The sequence below is a fragment of the Staphylococcus sp. GDY8P54P genome, assembly GCF_017892645.1.
Classification (GTDB): domain Bacteria; phylum Bacillota; class Bacilli; order Staphylococcales; family Staphylococcaceae; genus Staphylococcus; species Staphylococcus ureilyticus.
In genome coordinates, this window is record NZ_JAESLN010000006.1 from 243,541 (window position 1) to 265,206 (window position 21,666).

The following is a 21,666-nucleotide window of genomic DNA, read 5'->3' on the forward strand; positions in this document are numbered from 1 at the left end:
AATATATTAATATATTTAAGGAGGACATAGTGAAATGAGCGATATTAAATTATCTGCACTTAATCTAGTTCCAATTAGAGAAGGTCAATCCGACCAAGATGCAATTAGTGATATGGTTAAATTAGCACAAAATTTAGAAGAACTGGATTATGAAAGATATTGGATTGCAGAACATCATAACGCACCTAACCTTGTCAGTTCAGCCACTGCGTTATTAATACAACATACATTAGAACATACTTCTAAAATAAGGGTAGGCTCTGGTGGCATCATGTTACCTAATCATGCACCTCTCATTGTTGCAGAACAATTTGGGACAATGGAAACTGTATTTCCAGATCGCGTTGATTTAGGTTTAGGGCGTGCGCCAGGTACTGATATGATGACTGCAAGTGCGTTACGTAGAGATCAACACAATGGCGTTTATGAATTCCCTGAAGAAGTAGAACAACTTGCAACTTATTTTGGTCCAGGTAATCAACAAACGTATGTCCGTGCATATCCAGCCGTTGGTAAAAATGTACCTCTTTATATATTGGGTTCTTCAACTGATTCTGCACACTTGGCTGCACGCAAAGGATTACCTTATGTCTTTGCAGGTCATTTTGCACCACAACAAATGAAAGAAGCAATTGAAATTTATAAAGAACTATTTGAACCTTCAGAGGTATTAAGCAAGCCATATGTGATTGTTTGCTTAAATGCCATCGTTGCTGATACAGATACACAAGCAGAATATCTGGCAACAACACAGGCTCAGGTAATGGTAAGCATTACTAGAGGAAGAATGCAACCTGTACAACCACCAACTGACGATTTAAAGGGACTACTCACGCCTACTGAATATGAAATTGCCAAACAACGTATGCAAAGTTCACTCATCGGTTCTGAAGAAACGGTTAAACAAAAATTACAATCATTTATTGATGAATATGGTGAAATAGATGAATTAATGGCAATTAGTTACATCTATGATCAAGAAGCACAACTTGAATCGTATCGTAAACTTAAAAATATTATTTCAACTTTTTAATTAAATATAGAAAAGCCCAGTTTCTAGTTAGAAACCTGGGCTTTTCTATATTTAAGCGAATAAACTTAAACTTTAAAGACAATTTTATTTTTTGTCGTCTTTTTTATCTTTGTCATCTTTTTTATCGTCACTGCCACCAGTGAAATTATCGATTTGTTCAGATGCTTGCTTTGCTTTTTCGTTATCCGTATCTTTTAATTTATCAGAAACATTTTTTGCAGTTTCTTTTGCTTTATTCAAGAAATCAGACATAATAAAACCACCTTTTTAGTATTAGTTACCGATTATTATTTTTTAAATTTATCGATAACTTCATTTGCTTTATCTTTTGCATTTTCTACTACTTCTTTGGCTTTACCAGAAGTTTTATCTTCTTTACCTTCTTTTTCTAAGTCTTTATTGTCGGCAACATTACCAACTGTTTCTTTAACGTTTCCTTTTGCTTGTTCGAATTTATTTTCATCTGCCATAAATAATACCTCCTTAGCAATGTATTTATTAAATACCACAATACTTAAGACGTAAACATTTAAAACAAATTTTTTTAAGTATTTTCAGTTAATGACAAAGAAACGTTTTAATAAATAACAATTTTACATCTTATATATAGAACATATATCCATCTAAATTATTAGTTTCATTATAATCTGCTAAATATTTTAAAGTTGTATTATCTAATACTTCTCTAACTGCATCTCTCATTCTAATCCAAAGTTGTTTTTGCGCAGGAGGTTCAGAATCAATACTTTCTACAAATGTAATTGGTCCTTCTAACAAACGAATAATGTCACCAGCAGTAATTTCTTCAGCTGATACTCTCAATTGATAACCACCTTTTGCTCCACGAACACTTCGGATTAAACCAGCATTTCTTAATGGACCTACGAGTTGTTCTAGATAAAGATCACTTAAATTATTTTCTTCAGCTATAGATTTTAACGAAACACATCCTTGCCCTTGCTTTTTGGCTAAAGATATCATTAGTGTTAAGCCATATCTGCCTTTTGTTGATATTTTCATTATATAACCTCACTTAATTCGAATACTATATATTAACATTCTATCATTTTTTACGTTAAGATAATATTAGAAAGGTGTGAAAGATTGTGACGAACGAACCACTCGCTTCAAGAATGCGACCAAATAATATTGATGAAATTATTTCACAAGATCACTTAGTTGGTGATAAAGGTATTATACGTAGAATGGTCAATACCAAACGACTATCATCCATGATTTTTTATGGTCCACCTGGAATTGGTAAAACGAGTATTGCTAAAGCAATTTCAGGTAGTACTCAATTTAAATTCCGTCAGCTAAATGCTGTTACAAATACTAAAAAAGATATGCAACTCATTGTTGAAGAAGCAAAAATGTCTGGACAAGTCATTTTATTATTAGATGAGATACACCGTTTAGATAAAGCTAAACAAGATTTTTTACTACCGCATCTCGAAAGTGGAAAAATTGTGTTGATTGGTGCTACAACATCAAATCCATATCACGCAATTAATCCTGCAATTCGATCAAGAGCGCAAATTTTCGAATTATATCCATTAGATGATAATGATATAAAAATTTCTTTAGAAAGGGCTCTCCACGATGAATCACGTGGATTAGCTTCATACAATCCAGTCATTGATGAAGATGCGATGAATTATTTCACTACACAAAGCCAAGGTGACGTTAGAAGTGCACTGAATGCTTTAGAATTAGCTGTGCTCAGTGCTGAAGTTAAAGAAAATCAAAGACATATTACATTAGAAGATGCTAAAGATTGCTTGCAAAAAGGTGCTTTTGTCAGTGATAAAGATGGTGATATGCATTACGATGTGATGAGTGCATTTCAAAAGTCAATTCGAGGAAGTGATGTAAATGCAGCATTGCATTATTTAGCACGTTTAATAGAAGCTGGAGACCTACCCACCATTGTCAGAAGATTATTAGTGATTAGTTATGAAGACATAGGTTTAGCTTCACCTGGTGCAGGCCAACGAACTTTAGCAGCAATTGAATCTGCTGAAAGACTAGGATTTCCAGAAGCAAGAATTCCTTTGAGTCAAGCGGTAATTGAATTGTGTCTGTCTCCTAAATCTAATTCTGGAATCACTGCTATCGACGCAGCACTGTCAGATATTCGAAAAGGTCATGTAGGACAAATTCCCGACCATTTAAAAGATGGTCATTACTCAGGTGCCAAAGCTTTGGGTAGAGCAATAGGTTATAAGTATCCTCATAATTATGATAATGGATTTATCGCACAACAATATTTGCCTGATAAATTAAAAAACAAAATTTACTATACACCTAAAACAACATCAAAAACAGAACAACAGCTTAAATCTATTTTTGACAATATCAACAAGGCACAACAAAATAATCATTAGTTTAAGGTTATATCAAACAACCGCGTTAACACATTTGAAATGACTTCCTGTGTTAACGCGGTTCGTTGATATCTTTATTTATCTTTGATTCTTGTTACAGGTATATCTTTGAGTATGTCATTAACCACATAGCTTGCACATATCAACCCCACAACACTGGGTACAAATGCATTTGATGAGGGTGGCATTTGCCCTTTCCTAGTTGGTGCATTTGCATCGCCAACTGTTTCTTTGACATCTTCTCTTATAACGATTGGACTTTCATCTGAAAATACTACAGGTATCCCTTTGTATATACCTAATTTTTTCAATTTACGACGTATCAATTTAGCCATTGGATCCATATAAGTTTTAGAAATATCTGCAATTTGGAAACGTGTCGGATCTGTTTTATTTGCGGCACCCATACTCGAAATTACAGAAATACCTCTTTCAAGACATTCTTTCATAAGATGAACTTTATATATCAGTGTATCACTTGCATCTATAAAATAATCGATATCATAGTTATTAAACAAGGCTTCGTATGTTTCTTCTGTATAAAACATATGGAGTGATGTAACTTCACATTCAGGATTGATTAATTTGATGCGCTCTTCCATTAATGTGACTTTACTTTGACCTATTGTAGATGTTAAAGCATGTAACTGTCGATTGACGTTCGTTATATCAACATCGTCTTTGTCTATTAATATAATATGACCTATATTCGTACGCGCTAATGCTTCAGCTGCAAATGAGCCAACGCCTCCTACCCCTAAAACAACAACGGTTTTTTGTTTTAATAATTCTAAACCCTCTTTGCCGTATGCCAATTCATTTCTTGAAAATTGATGTTTCATTTTTAAACTCCTTATTTAGCGAATACTATAATCATAACATTTTTACGATCCGATTAATTGTAAAACAATAAATTATAACGATAAAAAAAATACGCAAGACCGAAGTCTTGCGTACCGATAGAGTCCGTGCGTGCCGTAGTTATAAATTGCTTGATCATTCGGCCTGCTATTAACAGGTGGGTGCCCTGTTTCTTGTTTTGCAAGTCCTCCTTAAGAGGCGTGTGCGCTGCAAGAAAACCTATTGGGCTCCCGGATCAAAGAGTGTTAGGCCCAAATATGAAGCAAACTTACGAACACTACAGATGACTACCTTATGCAAGTATAATAACACATTATTAGAATTTAGCAAGAATAAAGACTTAATAAAAATTAATGTCTAATTCTTAATGAGAGTTCTTCCAATTGATTTTCTGATACTTCACTAGGTGCATTTGTTAATAAACAAGTTGCAGATGCAGTTTTAGGGAATGCAATTGTGTCACGTAAGTTTGTACGTCCAGTTAACAACATAACTAAGCGGTCTAAGCCTAAAGCAATACCGCCATGTGGTGGCGCACCATATTTAAATGCATCTAATAAGAAACCAAACTGTTCTCTAGCTTGTTCTTCAGTAAATCCTAATACTTCAAACATTTTTGATTGTAAATCTTCATTGTGAATTCTAATTGAACCGCCACCAAGTTCATAACCATTTAAAACAATATCATATGCATTAGCTTGAGCATTTTCAGGTTCAGTATCTAATTTGCTAATATCTTCTTGTTTCGGTGCTGTAAATGGATGGTGTGCAGCAGTATAACGTTTTAACTCTTCATCGTATTCAAGTAATGGCCAATCTGTTACCCACAAGAAATTCAACTTACTTTCGTCGATTAAATCTAGTTCTTTAGCCAATTTTAATCTAAGTGCACCTAAGCTTTGAGCTACAACATTAGGCTTGTCAGCTACAAATAAGACTAAATCTCCAGATTGCGCACCAGTCAAGGCTTTTAATTTTTCAACATGGTCTGCTTCAAAGAATTTAGCTATAGGGCCATTTAAACCTTCATCAACTACTTTAACCCATGCCAAACCTTTGGCACCATATATATTAACAAATTCAGTTAAAGCATCAATATCTTTTCTAGTATAATTATCAGACGCACCTTTAGCTACAATTGCCTTCACTTGTCCATCGTTATTTACTGCATCTTTGAAGACTTTAAAGTCCATGATTTCACCAAGTTCTGAAACATTCATTAATTCCATACCAAATCGTGTATCTGGTTTATCAGAACCAAAACGCGCCATTGCTTCATCATAAGTCATTCTTGGGAATGGACGAGGCACTTCCACTTCTTTTACATCTTTTACAACTTTTTGTAACATTTCTTCACCCATGTCCATGACATCTTCTTGATCAACAAAGCTCATTTCAATATCAACTTGCGTAAATTCTGGTTGACGGTCTGCACGTAAATCTTCATCACGGAAACATTTAACAATTTGATAATATTTATCAAAACCACTAATCATTAACAATTGTTTAAATATTTGTGGTGATTGAGGTAATGCATAAAATTCACCTTCATGAACACGAGATGGTACTAAATAATCTCGCGCACCTTCTGGTGTTGACTTAGTTAACACTGGTGTTTCAATATCATAAAAACCTTCACCATCTAAATATTGTCTAATTGAACGTGTCGTTTGATGTCTCATCTTAAACGTTTGTGCTAATTCTTGACGTCTTAAATCTAAATATCTATATTTTAGTCTTATATTTTCATCCACATTTTGATTATCCTCATTTAAGGCAAAAGGTGGTGTTTCAGCTTTATTAATAATCTCAATATCTGATACTTGTACTTCAACTTGACCTGTAGCAATTTTGGGATTTACTGTTTCTGGGTCACGTTTTTTTACAATACCTTTTACTTCAACTACATACTCAGATCTAATTGTTTCAGCTATACGTAATGCTTCTTCAGAAAAATCTGGATTAAACACAATTTGTACATAACCTTCGCGGTCACGTAAATCTACAAAGATCAGTCCACCTAAATCTCTACGATTGTGTACCCAACCTTTTAATATAACTTCTTGTTCTAATAGTGATTCAGTCACTAAACCACAATATGTTGTACGCTTACTCATGATATCTTCTCCTTAATTTCTAAAATAGTTAACAAGTTCGTTCAAATCAATACGTTCTGATTCCCCGGTCTCCATATTTTTTACATTAATATTTTTTTCTGCTAACTCTTGATCGCCAATCACAACAGTATATTTGGCATTTAATCTATCAGCTTGTTTCATTTGCCCTTTCACTTTACGTTCCATATAATCTTTGTCCGCTTTCACACCATTTTGACGTAAATCATTTAATAATTTTACTGCATAACGGTCTGCTTCTTGACCCATCGTAACGATAAATAAATCAAAGTCGTGGTCTACGTCTAATTCAATGCCTTCTTCTTCTAAAGCCATTAATAATCTCTCAATACTAAGTGCAAAACCAATACCAGTTTGACTTGGACCATCTAACAATTCAAGTAAACCATTATAACGGCCACCCCCACATAATGTCGTAATTGCACCTTCATAATTCGGATTATCAATCATAAGTTCAAATGCTGTGTGTGTATAATAATCTAGACCTCTTACTAAGTTAGGATCTTCTTCATATTCAATGTCTAAATCATTTAAATGTTGTTTTACTTCCTCAAAATAAGTCTTTGAATTAGCATTTAAATATTCCGTAATTCGTGGTGCGGTTTTAACTGATTCTTTATCTTTATCAATCTTACAATCTAAAATTCTCATTGGATTCGTGTGCAGGCGTGCTTGGCAATCTTTACAAAAATCGCCAATTACTGGTTCAAAATGTTTAACCAAAGCTTCATTATATTCTTTACGAGAATCAATATCTCCAATACTATTAATGACTAATTTTAAATGTTTAAGACCAAATGACTGATAGATATGCATGACCATTGCCAAAATTTCAGCATCGATACTTGGATTTTCTGCACCTATGGCTTCTACACCAAATTGTGTAAATTGACGATAACGACCTTTTTGTTTTCGTTCATACCGGAACATTGGCCCATTGTAGTACAATTTTATTGGTTGATTAGGTAACCCTTGCATTTTATTTTCAATATATGAACGTACGACTGCAGCAGTACCTTCAGGTCTCAGAGTGATACTGCGATCACCTTTATCTTTGAATGTATACATTTCTTTTTGCACGACATCCGTTGAATCACCAACACCACGTGCAAATAATTCAGTACTTTCAAATATCGGTGTACGGATTTCTTCATAATTATATAATTCCATCAATTCATCTAATTTTGCTTCAATATATCGCCATTTTTTTGTTTCACTTGGTAAAATATCTTGTGTTCCTCTAGGAATATTTATCATAAAACCTCTCCTTTTATACAATAAAAAGTCCCTTGCATAACTATTCAGTTATACAAGGGACGAATATCCGTGTTGCCACCCTAATTGGTTATAAAAAGTTATCAATGAATTTTTTCTAACCCACTTCATACGGATAACGTTCGTCACACGGCTTTAATTTCATAAAGCACCTCTTCTTGTGTTTTTATAACTAAACTACTAAGCATAATTTTCCAGCCACGAATTATGTCTCTACACATTTAAAAATGTTGACGTTTCATTTAGCATAGTCAAGAATAATAACGGTTTTAATATAGAATTCATATTTAATAATAACGAGTTATTGATTAATATGCAACCTTTTTATTCTGAAAAATATGCACGTAAACCATCGACAACTGCTTGTTCAACAATATGGCGATGTAATTGGTTTGTTATCATATTTTCATCGGTTGGGTTGCTAATATAACCTAACTCTAATAAAACAGCGGGTACATTCGTCTGTCTCAATACTTGGAAGTTTTCTTGTCTAGCGCCTTTATTTGTCAGTAAGGCTTTCTTTTGTATGTACATATTTAATGTTTCTGCAAGTGCCTCTTGGTTGTTTTTAAGCCAATAAACTGTCGTTCCATTAGCTTTAGAAGATTTGAGTGAATCGTTATGTATACTGATAAAAGCATCACCTTTAATATTACGATCGTCCAAGCTCACATAACTATCTGAACTTCTCGTCATATTTACAGTAGCACCTTCTTTTTCAAGCAGTTTTTTCATTTCTTTAGCTGTCTTCAGTGTGTAAACTTTTTCAGTACTTTTCTTTTTTGTATTACTTGAAGCACCCTGGTCACTTCCTCCATGACCAGGATCAAGTACAATTGTTTTATCTTTTAGTGGTTTCTCGTTTGCGTTCGCATCTGCCTGAATATTTAGATTTGTATGCCAACCAGCCACCCATCCTTTATCTTTATGATTACTTGACTCTACTTCTATCCATTTACCAGACTTACCAATTTTATTATAACTTTGACCTTGGTTTGCCGGTTTAATAGTTGGATATACAGCATTAGGACCTGTTCTCAAATCAGTATCTTCAGTGATATATATCGTATTCGAATCTTCATCATTATGATTTAGAAAAGCGATGAGCATAAAAATAAATATGACAAATGCTAACGCAACAATTAGCGTTGGAAAATTTTTAAAATTATGTTTATCTAGCCAAGTATTGATTGTTTTCATACGATTTTGCCATCCTGACTTTCATAAATAATCGTCACTGGTCCATCGTTAGCAATATTTACAAGCATATCTGTACCAAATTCACCTGTTAATACATTTATGTGATAATCGCGTAAAGCATCATTAAATTTTTCATAAAGTTCATTAGCTTTATCTGGCGGCATTGAATTGGTAAACCCAGGTCTATTGCCTTTTCTTACATCTGCATATAGTGTGAACTGTGAGATAGAAAGAATCTCGCCTTGTACTTGTTGCAAATTCAAATTAAGTTTGCCATTATCATCTTCAAACAATCGGGCATTCACGATTTTTCTTACTAATGTATCAATATCAGCTTCTGTAGATGATTTACCTACTCCAACAAACAAACAATAGCCTTTATTAATTTTATTATCTATTGAACCATTAGAAACAGATGCTTCTTTCACTCTTTGAACTATAATCTTCATGTATGTTTCACCTCTAATTCCAAACTCTTGTTACTGTGTAAACATCACCAAGCTGTTTTATTTTATCAACAACTTGATAGACTTCATTTACATTTTTCACCATAACACCAATATTAATGATTGCATTTTTATCAATATCTGAACGACCAGAAACTTTAACTAAGTTACTTTTAGTGGAATTAACGGCTTGTAAAACTTCATTTAATAAACCATTGCGGTCATAAGCTGTAACTTCTAAGTCAACCTGATATCGTTGTGTCGCATCTTTAGAGCGTACCCATTCGACACTAATTAATCTGTCTTTTTCATTTTTGATATTAGGGCAATCCGTTCGATGCACTTTAATACCATGACCTTTAGTGATATATCCAACAATATCATCACCAGGGATTGGATTACAACATTTTGATAATTTAATCAGTACATTTTCAATTCCTTCAACGTAAACGCCACTATCTGTAGTAATGTCGTCCTTAATGGGCACAGATTTTTGTACTTCTTGTACTGAATTCAAGGCTTTTTGTTTGTCTTGAATCCGTTGTTTTTCAGTTAACTTATTTACGATTTGTAAAGCAGTCACGCCACCAAATCCTACTGCAGCAAATAAATCTTCTTCGTTAGAAAAATTATATTTATCTTTTACAACTTCTATATTATCATCCGTTAAGACTGCATCTACTCGGTAACCCTGATCTTTTATTTCTGCTTCGACCATAAACTTACCTTTTTCAATATTAGAAGATCGATCTTGTTTTTTAAAGAAACTGCGTATCTTACTTTTGGCACTAGAAGATTTAACAATTTTCAACCAATCACGACTTGGACCGTAAGAGTGCTTACTTGTTCTGATCTCAACGATATCACCGGTTTTCAGCACATAATCTATTGGTTCAATTTTCCCATTGACCTTAGCACCAATCATCTTATTTCCTACCTCGCTATGTACAGCATATGCAAAATCGATTGGCACAGCACCATAAGGTAACTCTATTACATCACTTTCTGGTGTAAAGGCATATACTTTATCGCTTTGTAAATCAAATTTTAAAGTTTCCATAAACTCTTCTGCATCGGTCGTAGTACTATCCGTTTCAGCAAGTTCTTTGATCCAATTTAATTTTTTATTGAAATTTTGTGTTTTCTCAGTAACTTTTTTACCTTCTTTATATGCCCAATGTGCTGCAACCCCATGTTCTGCAATTTCATGCATTTCATAAGTTCTTATCTGAATTTCTAAAGGATCGCCATTGGGTCCAACGACCGTAGTATGTAGAGATTGATACATATTTTGCTTCGGCATAGCAATATAATCTTTAAATCTACCAGGCATAGGTTTCCATAGTGTATGCACAAGACCCAATACAGCATAGCAATCGTTGATTGAATTAACGATGATTCTAATAGCTAATAAATCAAATATTTGATCAAATTGTTTCTTTTGTTTAACCATTTTTCTATAAATACTATATATATGTTTAGGTCTACCATTAATATCGCCGATTATATTCATTTTTCCCATTTCTGTATCTATGCGATTGATAGCATTTTGTATATATTCTTCTCGTTCACTACGTTTTTTCTTCATGAGATTAACGATTCTGAAATATTGCACACTATCAATATATCTAAGTGCTGTATCTTCTAATTCCCATTTAATCGTATTAATCCCCAATCTATGTGCTAAAGGGGCATAGATTTCTAAGGTTTCTTTTGAAATCCTTATTTGTTTCTCTCGTGGCATTGCTTTCAATGTTCTCATATTATGTAACCGATCCGCTAATTTAACAAGAATAACACGGACATCTTTAGCGATAGCAATAAATAGCTTGCGATGGTTCTCTGCTTGCTGTTCTTCTTTAGAACGATATTTTACTTTTTTTAGCTTCGTCACGCCTTCTACGATTATGGCAATTTCTTCATTAAACATGCCTTTTACATCATCAAACGTATAAGGTGTGTCCTCAATCACGTCATGTAAAAAACCTGCAACAATGGTTGGACCATCTAAATGCATTTCGGTTAAAATCCCAGCTACTTGTATAGGATGCATAATATATGGCAAGCCATTTTTACGAAATTGACCTTCGTGTGCCTCATAAGCTAGATGGTAACTTTTCAATACATATTCATAATCTTCTTTTGACAAATATGATTTTGCTTTAGATAATACTTCGTCCACACTGTATGGATATTCATTGTTCACTTAAGACACCCCTATACTAAATATTAATCATGATTAGATACCCAGTATTATTTTATATCGATTGTAACGTATTTTTACGCTATTAGGTCAAATTATGTATAATAGTTATATAATACTACATGTTATTAAATAAATAAATGCGTACCTTTGACAATTGGCAAAATGTAGTTGAATTTTATTTTTTTTAATACACATAAAAGATGTTTCAGTTAATTAATCATAAATACTATTTTAATAAATATAAAGAGCCAAATGAAATCATCTTAAATGTTTTCATTTGGCTTTAAAATTTCGTCAATTATAAATATTATTATTCATCATATGAGATTAAACTCATTACATCATACGCTTTAATTTTTTCAATACCTTTTAAATATTTTAATTCTATAATGAAAGCGATACCTACAACTATACCACCTAATTGTTCAACCAACTTAATTGCCGCTTCAATCGTACCACCTGTAGCTAGTAAATCATCCGTAATCAACACACGTTGCCCTGGTTTAATTGCATCTTTGTGCATAGTTAATACATTTGTGCCATACTCTAAATTATACTCATACCGAATGACTTCTCTAGGAAGTTTGCCTTCTTTTCGCACTGGTGCAAAGCCAATACCCATTGAATATGCGACAGGACAGCCAATGATAAAACCTCTAGCCTCTGGTCCTACAACGACATCAACATCTCGTTGTTTTGCATATTTAACAATTTGATCCGTTGCATATCCGTAAGCTTCACCGTTGTCCATTATTGTTGTGATATCTTTGAAGTTAACCCCTGGTTGTGGCCAGTCTGAAACTTCAGATACATATTGTTTTAAATCCATACAAACTTCCTCCTATTATTGTACCAATTCATCTTTTATCCATTGCTTTAAGCGATTAAAATCTTCATAAAGCAATAACTTTTCAACTTCAATTCTATCAATACGACTTTGATAATATTTACTTGAAGCAATATCACGTTTCGTTGAAACATCTTTTAATTTGATTATACCATCTTCAACTTGAATAAACTCTAAATCCAAGAAAACTTTCAAGATAAATTTAAGCATGTTTGGTTGAATATTTAAAAATTTACATAGTTGTACGCCTTCATTAGCTAAATTTGTTTCTTTTTTAGTAGCAAGTGCCTTAAAACATTGTTTAAATGTTTCCATTTTTGGCATACCTTCAAAGTATATTGATCTATCATGATTTAACACGAGATATATTTGGGATATATCAACAGTTTTTAATGTTGTTTTTAAATCATTTATAGACGTTGGCAGATCTCTAAAGACGTATTTTTCATAGTTATTACTAATTTCATCACCATAATAATGATAATTTTCACCTAACTTTTCACTTCTTTGATGAATTAAATAAGCAACATCCTTAGCATCAGCATTTAAATCATTTACTTTGTTTTTACTTCTATAGTCTAAAATCTGTAAATTATGACTCGCTAAATCTTCAATCATAAATTGAGGCGATTGAAATCCATTCCATTCATTAATTTGTAATGTGCCAATGACATTAATAGGCTGTTGTACACCCAATTCTTTTACTAAAGCACCATTTTGCCAAAAAATTGCTTGTAATTGACTTTCACCGATAACGAGTTTCAAATGTTTTTTCTCCTGACCAATGCCTTTAACTTGTTGTACAAGAACGTCTTGTAATTCAAAGCACGGGCTAGTGAAATCTGTGCCAAATGGTCGTAATCTCTGAATATCTTTGATGTTTTGTATCGTAATGTCACTTTCTGAAATCAATACATCAACTTTTTTACGTGGTTCAAGTGAAGTTGTTTTGGCTAATTGTGCCATCCACTCATTTAAACTGTTTTGTAGTTGTTGAATATTTTCTATAGGCATTGTGATCCCAGCTGCCATATGGTGACCACCGAATTTTGTAATTAACTGAGAATAATCACTTAAAATTTCAAACATCGACACTTGATCGATGCTTCGAGCTGAACCTTTTGCGTGATTTTGAGCTTCATCTATATTTAAAATTAATGTTGGTAGACTGTATGTTTCCACAATTTTTGACGCTACAATACCAAGTACACCCTCATGCCAATCTGCTTTGGCTAACAATAAAAATTTTGAGCCTTGCTGTACTTGTTCTTCTGCCATTACAAGTGCTTCTTCGGTAATTTGAGACACGATGTCTTTACGCTCTTGGTTAAAAAATTCAACTTGTTCGGCTAAAAACATCGCTTCATCTTCTGTTTCAGTCATTAGTAGCTCTGCAGCAAGTGCAGCATCTTCTAATCGACCAACAGCATTTAATCGAGGCCCTATAATAAACCCGACGGTCTCCTCGTTGATTTCATCATTATAACCTGCTTGGTTAAGTATAGCTTTTATTGATGGAGGACAATATTTATTTAATGATGCTAAACCGTTTTGAACCAATGTTCTATTTTCATCCGTTAAAGATACTAAATCAGCGATTGTTCCAATTGCAACCAAACCTAAAAAATAAACAGGTGGTTCTTCCAATAAACATTGAGCTAGCTTATAAGCAACGCCCGCACCACATAAATATTTAAAAGGATATTCAAACTCAGGATGCATTGGGTGGACAATAGCGTATGCATTAGGCATCGTTTTACCAATTTCATGGTGGTCTGTGACAATAACATCGACACCCAAGTCTTGAACCATTTGTATTTCATCATGGCCTTGAATACCATTATCTACGGTTATGATTAAAGATATCCCCTCATCATAGGCATTCTTAAAAGCCAATTCATTAGGACCATAACCTTCAGAAAAACGATTTGGTATATACCAACCTACATGGGCACCAAGTTCTTTCAATGTAGTGACCAATATAGTCGTTGAAGTAACACCATCCGCGTCATAGTCACCATATACTAAAATCTTTTGATTTTGATCTATCGCCACATTGATACGTTCAATAGCTTTTTCCATATCGCTCATCTTCCAAGGATCATGTGTCATTTGGACTCCTTCTAAAAGATTACGAATATCGGTTTCATCTGTAATACCTTTACTTTCCAAAACTTTTTTTACAATAGGAGTTAGCTTTAAATCTGCTGAAATATGATCTGATATTTCAACTTCAGGTAATTTAACGTCCCAATTATATTTTGATTTAATCATACTATTCTCCCTCATTTCCACAAGCAATTATACAAAAGAATCCAAAAAATAAAAAGTAGTAACCTTTAATTCAACCATAACTTAAAACTCCTATTCTTAATAGTTGAATAGTTTATGACATAAATAAATCATTTATCTATGAGTACATGCATAGTCAAAAATTACAATACATTCAATATAAAAAATGACTAATCCGCTTTTACCACGGATTAGTCATCTATTTTAGAAACGGGCTTTTTCTCCCATACTGATTTATGATTGATTTTTAAGTTAGTACCTATTAGATATTAATTATACTAATATTTTTTCATCATTTGATTTTTTCTCTTTATATACAATAAGTTTATTGTCGTCTGATTTTTTAAGCTGACGTTTTTTCATAATTCCCCATAAAGGAACAGCTATAAATACTGATGAGAACACACCAGATATTAAACCAATTAACAACGCTAATGAGAAATTGAAAATACTTGGTGCACCGAATGCTAATAGTGCAACTACGACAATAATCACTGTCAGCACTGTATTGATAGAACGCGTCATTGTTTGACGAATCGATCTATTGACAATATCATCGATTTGTTCAGGTTTCGTAATCACTTTTATTTTATGCAAGTTCTCACGCACCCTGTCAAACGTTACAATCGTATCATTAATTGAGTAACCAATGATAGTTAGCACGGCTGCAATAAATGTAATATCAACTTCTAATCTAAATAGACTGAAAACTGCCACAATCATAAATGCATCGTGTAATAATGCTAGTACTGAAGACAGTCCCATACGCCATTCAAATCTGAAAGTGATATAAATAATGATACCAATGGCAGCATATAATAATGCCATCATCGCATTTTTAGCCAATTCTTGACCTATAACTGGTGAAACAGTATTTACCGTTGGATCATTGCCAAATGATTTATCAATTGTGTTCTTAATTTTTGAAACTTCATCTTTAGATAAATCATTTTTAAATTGTACTGTTGCATTTTTACCATTTTCACCTAAAGAAACTTGTGTAGGTTTAAAATCTTGATCTTCAAGTGTTTTTGTCACTTTCGCTTCAGATATTTTATCTTTTGATTCAAAGTCAACTCTTGTACCACTTGTAAAATCAATACCTAAGTTTAGTTTGAAAATAAACAGTATCACTGCACCGACAATTAAAATTAGTACGCTTAGTGACAACAATGGCTTGGCTAACTTCATGAAATCCCAACGCTCATAAGGGGTTTTTAAATCATGAACTTCCTTACCTTCATTTATATCTGCAATATGATGCTTGTTCACACCAAACAACCAAGATGATTTTTTGAAGAAATTTGAAGAAACAAGCAATGATAGCAACCATCTGGATAAAAATACTGCTGTTACAAAAATCATTAATATGCCAAGTAACAACATCGTTGCGAAACCTTTAACAGAACTTTCACCAAAGAAGAACAATACAGCAGCAGCAATCACAGTTGTAAGCTGCGCATCTACTATGGTTAAGAATGAACTTTTATTCGCTTTTTTGTAAGCTTGTTTAAGTGTTCGTCCAATTTTCAGTTCATCTTTAATCCGTTCATACATGATAATATTCGCATCGACTGCCATACCGACACCCAGCACTAAAGCTGCAAGGCCTGGTAACGTTAAGACACCAGAAATGAAATTAAATGCTACTAATGTTAAGTAAATATAAACAGTAAGTGCAATAACAGCTACTAATCCTGGTAAACGATAGAAACCTAACATAAATAAATAAATAACTGCAATACCAATTGCCGCAGCAAATATGGTTTTATCTAATGCATCTTGTCCAAATTGTGCACCTACTGAATTTGAGTAAATTTCATTTAAATCTACAGGTAATGACCCGGAATTTAATAAATCAGCAATTTGTTTTGCTTCTTCAATCCCTTTTTCACCTTTAAATCCACCAGAAATTTCCACACTATCTGAATTGATAGGTTTGTCAACTGAAGCAGCAGACACGTATTTTGGATCTTTTTTATTCATTTCTTTATGGTAAGTATCACCTTTTTCGTGATCTAGCCATACAACCATGACATTTTCATCTTTTTTTGAAATTTCTTCTGTTACTTTTTTAAATTTATCACTATCTTTTAATTTAAAAGTAACCGCGGGCTGATTCGTATTTTGTTTGAATTCTTGTTTCGCTGAACCCTGTTGTATATCTTTACCCGTAAGTTTGATATTGTCATCAGCATCACGAATCGTTAAATTAGCTTGTGATGATAAAATTTCTCTAGCTTGAGATTGATTTTTTATACCTGCTAATTGTACACGGATTCTATTTTTATCTTCCACTTGAATTTTAGGTTCAGAAACCCCTAAAACGTTCACACGGTTTTCAAGTGTTTTTGCTGTGGCTTTGACAGCTTTATCATCAATTTTATCTCCTTTTTGTAAAGGATCAACTTGATATAAAACCTCAAAACCACCTTGTAAATCTAATCCGAGGCTGACATTTTTAACTACATTTTTATATGTAAGTCCTATCCCGCCTAACAATAGAACCACAAGTAATATAAATGCAACTATTCTACTACTCTTCTTCACTTGAACACCTCATTGTAAGCTTATGTTATAATTTTTTCAGAATTCAATCGCCATCTTTATCATTTACTCGACGATTAAACTTTTTCTCAATAACCTTACATATTTTAACACATTACATGTAGTGTAAAAACAAACTTAACTTATTTGTAACTTCTTTTTAAATGTAAGTGTTATCAATTGTAATGATTACTTAAGCTATATAAAATATTTGCTTTTGTCTATCTTTCATTATAACACCAACTATATCTTTAAAGTCCAATATCTTTAGGTTTTGTTAAACAAAAAACGAACTGATAGTATATATCAGTTCGTAATTATAACGTGATTTATGAAGGATCAACTTGTTTAATAGCTGGCTTTTCTAGAGTAATTTCTGTACCGTTGCCATTTAAAGTTAATACAACTGTAGTTTCGTCAACGCTACGTACAGTTCCTTTAATGCCACCTATAGTCGTAACGTGTTGTCCAGATGAAATCTGACTAATCATTTCACGATGCTCTTTAGCCTTTTTCTGTTGTGGTCTAATTAAGAAGAACCACATTAATACTAATAATAATATCGGTAATATCAATGAAGTAAATTGCATATAGTTATTGCTCCCTTTTAAAAGTTTTTTGGGTTTTCTACATTTAGTCCATACTGTTCAAAAAATTCTTCTTTAAAATCAAGTAAACGATCATCACGAATAGCTTGTCGGATGTTTTCCATTAATTTCAGCAAGAAATGTAAATTATGATAAGTAGTAAGACGGATACCAAAAGTTTCTTCTGCTTTTATTAAATGCCTTATGTATGCTCTACTATAATTTTTACAAGTATAGCAGTCACAATTATCATCAAGTGGACCTAAATCTTCAGCATATTTAGCATTTTTTATAGTAACACGGCCATGTGAAGTCATACATGTACCATTACGTGCAATACGCGTAGGTAATACACAATCAAACATATCCATACCTCGAATGCTACATTCTATTAATGCATCTGGCGAACCCACACCCATTAAATAGCGCGGTTTGTCATTAGGCATAAATTGTTGTGTATGCGAGACCATATCATACATTACTGGCTTTGGTTCTCCAACAGATAAACCTCCAATTGCATATCCAGGAAAATCCAACGCCACTAACTCTTCAGCGCTTTGTTGACGTAAATCTTTATATTCTCCACCTTGGATAATACCAAATAAAGCTTGATCTTCGGGTCTTTGATGCGCTTGTAAACATCTAGCAGCCCATCTACTTGTTCTTTCGATTGAATCTTTTACATATTTATATTCAGCTGGCATAGGTGGACATTCATCAAATGCCATCATAATATCTGAACCAAGGTCATTTTGAATCTGCATTGATTTTTCAGGACTCAAGAATAATTTCGAACCATTAGTATGATGACGGAATTCAACACCTTCTTCAGTAATTTTTCTTAAATTACTTAAACTAAATACTTGAAAACCACCTGAATCTGTCAGTATTGGACCATTCCAGTTCATGAACTGATGTAATCCCCCACTCTTTTTGATAATATCATTTCCTGGTTGCAACCACAAATGATATGTATTTCCTAATATTATTTTTGCTTCCATCTGATGCAATTCTTCAGGGCTCATCGTTTTCACCGTGGCTTTGGTTCCAACAGGCATAAACATTGGTGTTTCAAACGATCCATGAGGTGTATGCACGATTCCTAATCTTGCTCCAGATTGTTTACATGTTTTTATATGTTCATACGTTACAGCTGGCATACAAAAACTCCTTTCGTTTCATTCCTATAAAATTAACATTGCATCGCCGAAACTAAAAAATCTATATTCCAATTTGACTGCCTGTTGATAGGCGTTCAGTATGTAATCTCTTGAACTAAATGCAGAAACTAACATAACTAATGTGGATTTCGGCAAGTGAAAGTTGGTAATTAATCCATCTATCGCTTTAAATTTAAAGCCAGGATAGATAAAAATATCAGTCCATCCACTGTCTGCTACAAAATTGTTACGTGATTGCATGATTGTTTCTAATGTTCTAGTAGAAGTCGTACCTACTGAAATAATACGATGCCCATTTGATTTTGTATGGTTTAGTAAATCTGCCGTATCTTGATCCATCTGATAATATTCACTATGCATTTCGTGATCATCTATATTTTCAACACTCACAGGTCTAAATGTACCTAATCCAACATGCAAAGTAATGAATGCGATATTAACACCTTTAGCTTGCAATTGCTCAAGTAGTTTATCGGTGAAGTGAAGTCCAGCTGTAGGAGCCGCCGCCGATCCGGATGCTTTTGCATAAACGGTTTGATAACGATCTGGGTCATCCAAACGCTCTTTAATGTAAGGAGGTAAGGGCATTTCGCCTAATTCATCCAAGCGCTCTTGTAATATACCTTCATAGTTTAAACGCATGATTCTTCCGCCTTGATCTAATGTTTCGATACATTCAGCTACTATTTTGCCTTCACCAAAAAACAATTTGTCTCCTACTTTAATTCTTTTTGCTGGTTTCAATAAGACTTCCCAGTCATTATCTTCGAGTTGCGTTAGCATCAGCATTTCCACTTTTGCACCTGTTTCTTCTTTCAAACCAAATAAGCGTGCAGGCATGACTTTTGTGTCATTAAGTACTAATGTATCTCCTGCTTCTAAATAATCAATGATATTTTTAAAGTGTTTATGCACAATATTTCCAGTTTTTCTACCAAGCACAAGCAAACTACTCTCATCTCTAGTTTTTAGAGGCGTTTGAGCGATTAATGATTCTGGCAAATGATAATCAAATGCTTCAATATCCAAAACTATTCCTTCTTTCCATTCTTACTAAAATGTTCATAAGCATAAGCTGTCGCTCTACGCCCTCTTGGTGTACGTTCAATAAAACCTTTTTGTATTAAAAATGGTTCATAAACATCTTCTATTGTGACACGTTCTTCTCCAATAGAAACAGCAATTGTATCTAAACCTACTGGGCCACCTTTATATTGTTCTAGGATGCAGTTCATCATCTTATGATCAATATAATCTAATCCTTCATCATCTACTTGTAACAATGCTAGTGATTGTTTTGTCGTATCAATACTAATCAATTCATCTTCTTTAACTTGTTGAAAATCTCTTACGCGTTTTAACAGTCTGTTCGCAACTCTCGGTGTACCTCTACTTCTTTTCGCAAGTTCAATTGCACTTTCATCATCAATAGTCGTACCTAATACTTCTGCGGTGCGTATTATAATTTCTTTTAATTCATCTTCTCTATAATATTCTAATCTCAGATGAACACCAAATCGATCACGTAAAGGCGCAGTTAAGCTTCCTGCTCTGGTTGTAGCACCTATCAATGTAAAAGGCGGCAAGTCTATACGTATACTTCGCGCTTCTTCTCCCTTACCTATTACAATATCAAGAAAGAAATCTTCCATTGCTGGATATAAAACTTCTTCCACAACACTACTTAACCTGTGTATTTCATCGATAAACAACACGTCTCCAGGTTGTAAACTAGACAGAATGGCTGCTAAGTCACCCGGTCTTTCAATAGATGGGCCAGATATGGTTCTAATATTAACTTCCATTTCATTCGCGATGATATTGGATAAAGTTGTCTTGCCTAATCCAGGGGGGCCAAATAATAGCACATGATCTAACGGTTCTTTCCTAATTTTAGCTGCTTTGATAAAAACTTCTAAATTTGATTTAATCGTTGACTGTCCTATATATTGGCGTAATCTTTCTGGTCTTAAAGATAACTCAAATGATGATTCATCTTCATGCATAGATTGATCTACCATTCTATCATCCATTTGTAATTCCCCCTTCTTAAAATTTCAACAAACTTAAGCTATGAGCAATTGTAAACCACGCTTCACTGCATCGTCTATTGAGTCAAAAGATTCTTTATTTAAAGTTTTTTCAACTTTATTTAACTCTCTCTTAGAATAACCTAGCGCTTCTAAAGCTAGTAACGCTTCTTTAACAATAGCAGAATTTTGCTGATCATCATGTACTACATTAAATAAGTGACTGCTATCTTCCTCAGTTATTTGTACTTTACCTTTAAGATCTAAAACAATTTGACGCGCTGTTTTTTTACCTATACCTGGGAATTTTGTTAAATAAGCATCATTTTCATTCTCAATTGCAACTTTCACTTCATTTGGTGAGCTACTAGCTAAAATTGCTAATGCTGATTTAGGACCGATGCCTGTCACTTTAATTAAACTTAAGAACATGTCTTTTTCCTCTTGATTAATAAAGCCATAAAGCAGCTGAGCATCTTCTCTTACAATCAATGAAGTATGGATCAAAATCTCTTGATCTTTATATTTTTGAAATCGATATGAGTTTGGCGTTTGAATCTCATAACCTACACCTGAAGCTTCTAACACTACATGAGTAGGATTTAAAATAGTTAAAGTTCCTTTAATATATGCGTACAC

19 protein-coding genes and 1 other RNA gene are annotated in these 21,666 nt (G+C 33.4%); 2 read left to right on the forward strand and 18 right to left on the reverse strand.

All coding sequences use genetic code 11. The features are described from left to right. The first annotated feature begins 34 nt into the window (after positions 1–34). The gene (locus KA883_RS01835; protein ID WP_046208103.1) at positions 35–1,033 is read left to right on the forward strand and encodes an LLM class flavin-dependent oxidoreductase; all 999 of its coding nucleotides are present in this window, start codon (positions 35–37) and stop codon (positions 1,031–1,033) included. A gap of 84 nt (positions 1,034–1,117) precedes the next feature. Here the strand turns inward: KA883_RS01835 and KA883_RS01840 are convergent, their stop codons facing one another. From KA883_RS01840 to cymR, 3 genes are all read right to left on the reverse strand, one after another. Beyond that, on the reverse strand, positions 1,118–1,285 hold the full coding sequence (locus tag KA883_RS01840; RefSeq protein WP_157947928.1) for a hypothetical protein: 168 nt from the start codon (positions 1,283–1,285) through the stop codon (positions 1,118–1,120). A gap of 35 nt (positions 1,286–1,320) precedes the next feature. Continuing rightward, complete coding sequence (locus KA883_RS01845; RefSeq protein WP_046208102.1) at positions 1,321–1,503, reverse strand: CsbD family protein; 183 nt, start codon at positions 1,501–1,503, stop codon at positions 1,321–1,323. Between the two features lie 130 nt (positions 1,504–1,633). After that, on the reverse strand, positions 1,634–2,053 hold the full coding sequence (gene cymR, locus KA883_RS01850; RefSeq protein WP_019469423.1) for a cysteine metabolism transcriptional regulator CymR: 420 nt from the start codon (positions 2,051–2,053) through the stop codon (positions 1,634–1,636). An 86-nt stretch (positions 2,054–2,139) separates the two neighbouring features. On the opposite strand from cymR, the gene KA883_RS01855 reads away from it, so the two are divergent. Continuing rightward, the gene (locus KA883_RS01855) at positions 2,140–3,420 is read left to right on the forward strand and encodes a replication-associated recombination protein A (protein ID WP_046208101.1); all 1,281 of its coding nucleotides are present in this window, start codon (positions 2,140–2,142) and stop codon (positions 3,418–3,420) included. 74 nt (positions 3,421–3,494) lie between these two features. Here KA883_RS01855 and KA883_RS01860 read toward each other — a convergent pair whose 3' ends face one another. From KA883_RS01860 to ruvA, 15 genes are all read right to left on the reverse strand, one after another. Beyond that, the gene (locus tag KA883_RS01860; RefSeq protein ID WP_046208100.1) at positions 3,495–4,262 is read right to left on the reverse strand and encodes a tRNA threonylcarbamoyladenosine dehydratase; all 768 of its coding nucleotides are present in this window, start codon (positions 4,260–4,262) and stop codon (positions 3,495–3,497) included. 117 nt (positions 4,263–4,379) lie between these two features. Next, positions 4,380–4,570, reverse strand: a non-coding RNA gene (gene ssrS / locus KA883_RS01865) — 6S RNA. A 61-nt stretch (positions 4,571–4,631) separates the two neighbouring features. Next, complete coding sequence (gene aspS, locus KA883_RS01870; protein ID WP_046208099.1) at positions 4,632–6,398, reverse strand: aspartate--tRNA ligase; 1,767 nt, start codon at positions 6,396–6,398, stop codon at positions 4,632–4,634. 12 nt (positions 6,399–6,410) lie between these two features. Next, the gene (hisS, locus tag KA883_RS01875) at positions 6,411–7,673 is read right to left on the reverse strand and encodes a histidine--tRNA ligase (RefSeq protein ID WP_046208098.1); all 1,263 of its coding nucleotides are present in this window, start codon (positions 7,671–7,673) and stop codon (positions 6,411–6,413) included. A gap of 342 nt (positions 7,674–8,015) precedes the next feature. Continuing rightward, positions 8,016–8,891, reverse strand: a complete 876-nt coding sequence (locus KA883_RS01880) for an N-acetylmuramoyl-L-alanine amidase family protein (RefSeq protein ID WP_046208097.1) — start codon at positions 8,889–8,891, stop codon at positions 8,016–8,018. Further along, entirely contained in the window at positions 8,888–9,340 is a 453-nt protein-coding gene (gene dtd / locus KA883_RS01885; protein ID WP_046208096.1) for a D-aminoacyl-tRNA deacylase, read from the reverse strand. Before dtd ends, KA883_RS01880 begins: the two co-directional genes overlap by 4 nt. 13 nt (positions 9,341–9,353) lie before the next feature. Next, entirely contained in the window at positions 9,354–11,543 is a 2,190-nt protein-coding gene (locus tag KA883_RS01890) for a RelA/SpoT family protein (protein ID WP_046208095.1), read from the reverse strand. A gap of 310 nt (positions 11,544–11,853) precedes the next feature. Further along, entirely contained in the window at positions 11,854–12,372 is a 519-nt protein-coding gene (locus KA883_RS01895) for an adenine phosphoribosyltransferase (RefSeq protein ID WP_046208094.1), read from the reverse strand. 15 nt (positions 12,373–12,387) lie between these two features. Next, positions 12,388–14,664, reverse strand: a complete 2,277-nt coding sequence (gene recJ / locus KA883_RS01900) for a single-stranded-DNA-specific exonuclease RecJ (RefSeq protein WP_046208093.1) — start codon at positions 14,662–14,664, stop codon at positions 12,388–12,390. Positions 14,665–14,955: 291 nt separating this feature from the next. After that, on the reverse strand, positions 14,956–17,232 hold the full coding sequence (secDF, locus tag KA883_RS01905) for a protein translocase subunit SecDF (RefSeq protein ID WP_046207916.1): 2,277 nt from the start codon (positions 17,230–17,232) through the stop codon (positions 14,956–14,958). Positions 17,233–17,558: 326 nt separating this feature from the next. Continuing rightward, complete coding sequence (gene yajC, locus KA883_RS01910; RefSeq protein WP_019468514.1) at positions 17,559–17,819, reverse strand: preprotein translocase subunit YajC; 261 nt, start codon at positions 17,817–17,819, stop codon at positions 17,559–17,561. A 17-nt stretch (positions 17,820–17,836) separates the two neighbouring features. Next, entirely contained in the window at positions 17,837–18,976 is a 1,140-nt protein-coding gene (tgt, locus tag KA883_RS01915) for a tRNA guanosine(34) transglycosylase Tgt (protein WP_046207917.1), read from the reverse strand. Positions 18,977–19,000: 24 nt separating this feature from the next. Continuing rightward, positions 19,001–20,026, reverse strand: a complete 1,026-nt coding sequence (queA, locus tag KA883_RS01920; RefSeq protein ID WP_210139832.1) for a tRNA preQ1(34) S-adenosylmethionine ribosyltransferase-isomerase QueA — start codon at positions 20,024–20,026, stop codon at positions 19,001–19,003. Positions 20,027–20,028: 2 nt separating this feature from the next. Next, the gene (ruvB, locus tag KA883_RS01925; protein ID WP_046207919.1) at positions 20,029–21,030 is read right to left on the reverse strand and encodes a Holliday junction branch migration DNA helicase RuvB; all 1,002 of its coding nucleotides are present in this window, start codon (positions 21,028–21,030) and stop codon (positions 20,029–20,031) included. 33 nt (positions 21,031–21,063) lie between these two features. Then, the gene (ruvA, locus tag KA883_RS01930; protein ID WP_046207920.1) at positions 21,064–21,666 is read right to left on the reverse strand and encodes a Holliday junction branch migration protein RuvA; all 603 of its coding nucleotides are present in this window, start codon (positions 21,664–21,666) and stop codon (positions 21,064–21,066) included.

Bases quoted from the DNA above. Each gene is read 5' to 3' on its own strand.
- KA883_RS01835 (WP_046208103.1), top strand. From the start codon at position 35: ATGAGCGATATTAAATTATCTGCACTTAATCTAGTTCCAATTAGAGAA.
- KA883_RS01840 (WP_157947928.1), bottom strand. From the start codon at position 1,285: ATGTCTGATTTCTTGAATAAAGCAAAAGAAACTGCAAAAAATGTTTCT.
- KA883_RS01845 (WP_046208102.1), bottom strand. From the start codon at position 1,503: ATGGCAGATGAAAATAAATTCGAACAAGCAAAAGGAAACGTTAAAGAA.
- cymR (WP_019469423.1), bottom strand. From the start codon at position 2,053: ATGAAAATATCAACAAAAGGCAGATATGGCTTAACACTAATGATATCT.
- KA883_RS01860 (WP_046208100.1), bottom strand. From the start codon at position 4,262: ATGAAACATCAATTTTCAAGAAATGAATTGGCATACGGCAAAGAGGGT.
- aspS (WP_046208099.1), bottom strand. From the start codon at position 6,398: ATGAGTAAGCGTACAACATATTGTGGTTTAGTGACTGAATCACTATTA.
- hisS (WP_046208098.1), bottom strand. From the start codon at position 7,673: ATGATAAATATTCCTAGAGGAACACAAGATATTTTACCAAGTGAAACA.
- KA883_RS01880 (WP_046208097.1), bottom strand. From the start codon at position 8,891: ATGAAAACAATCAATACTTGGCTAGATAAACATAATTTTAAAAATTTT.
- dtd (WP_046208096.1), bottom strand. From the start codon at position 9,340: ATGAAGATTATAGTTCAAAGAGTGAAAGAAGCATCTGTTTCTAATGGT.
- KA883_RS01895 (WP_046208094.1), bottom strand. From the start codon at position 12,372: ATGGATTTAAAACAATATGTATCTGAAGTTTCAGACTGGCCACAACCA.
- recJ (WP_046208093.1), bottom strand. From the start codon at position 14,664: ATGATTAAATCAAAATATAATTGGGACGTTAAATTACCTGAAGTTGAA.
- yajC (WP_019468514.1), bottom strand. From the start codon at position 17,819: ATGCAATTTACTTCATTGATATTACCGATATTATTATTAGTATTAATG.
- tgt (WP_046207917.1), bottom strand. From the start codon at position 18,976: ATGCCAGCTGTAACGTATGAACATATAAAAACATGTAAACAATCTGGA.
- ruvB (WP_046207919.1), bottom strand. From the start codon at position 21,030: ATGGATGATAGAATGGTAGATCAATCTATGCATGAAGATGAATCATCA.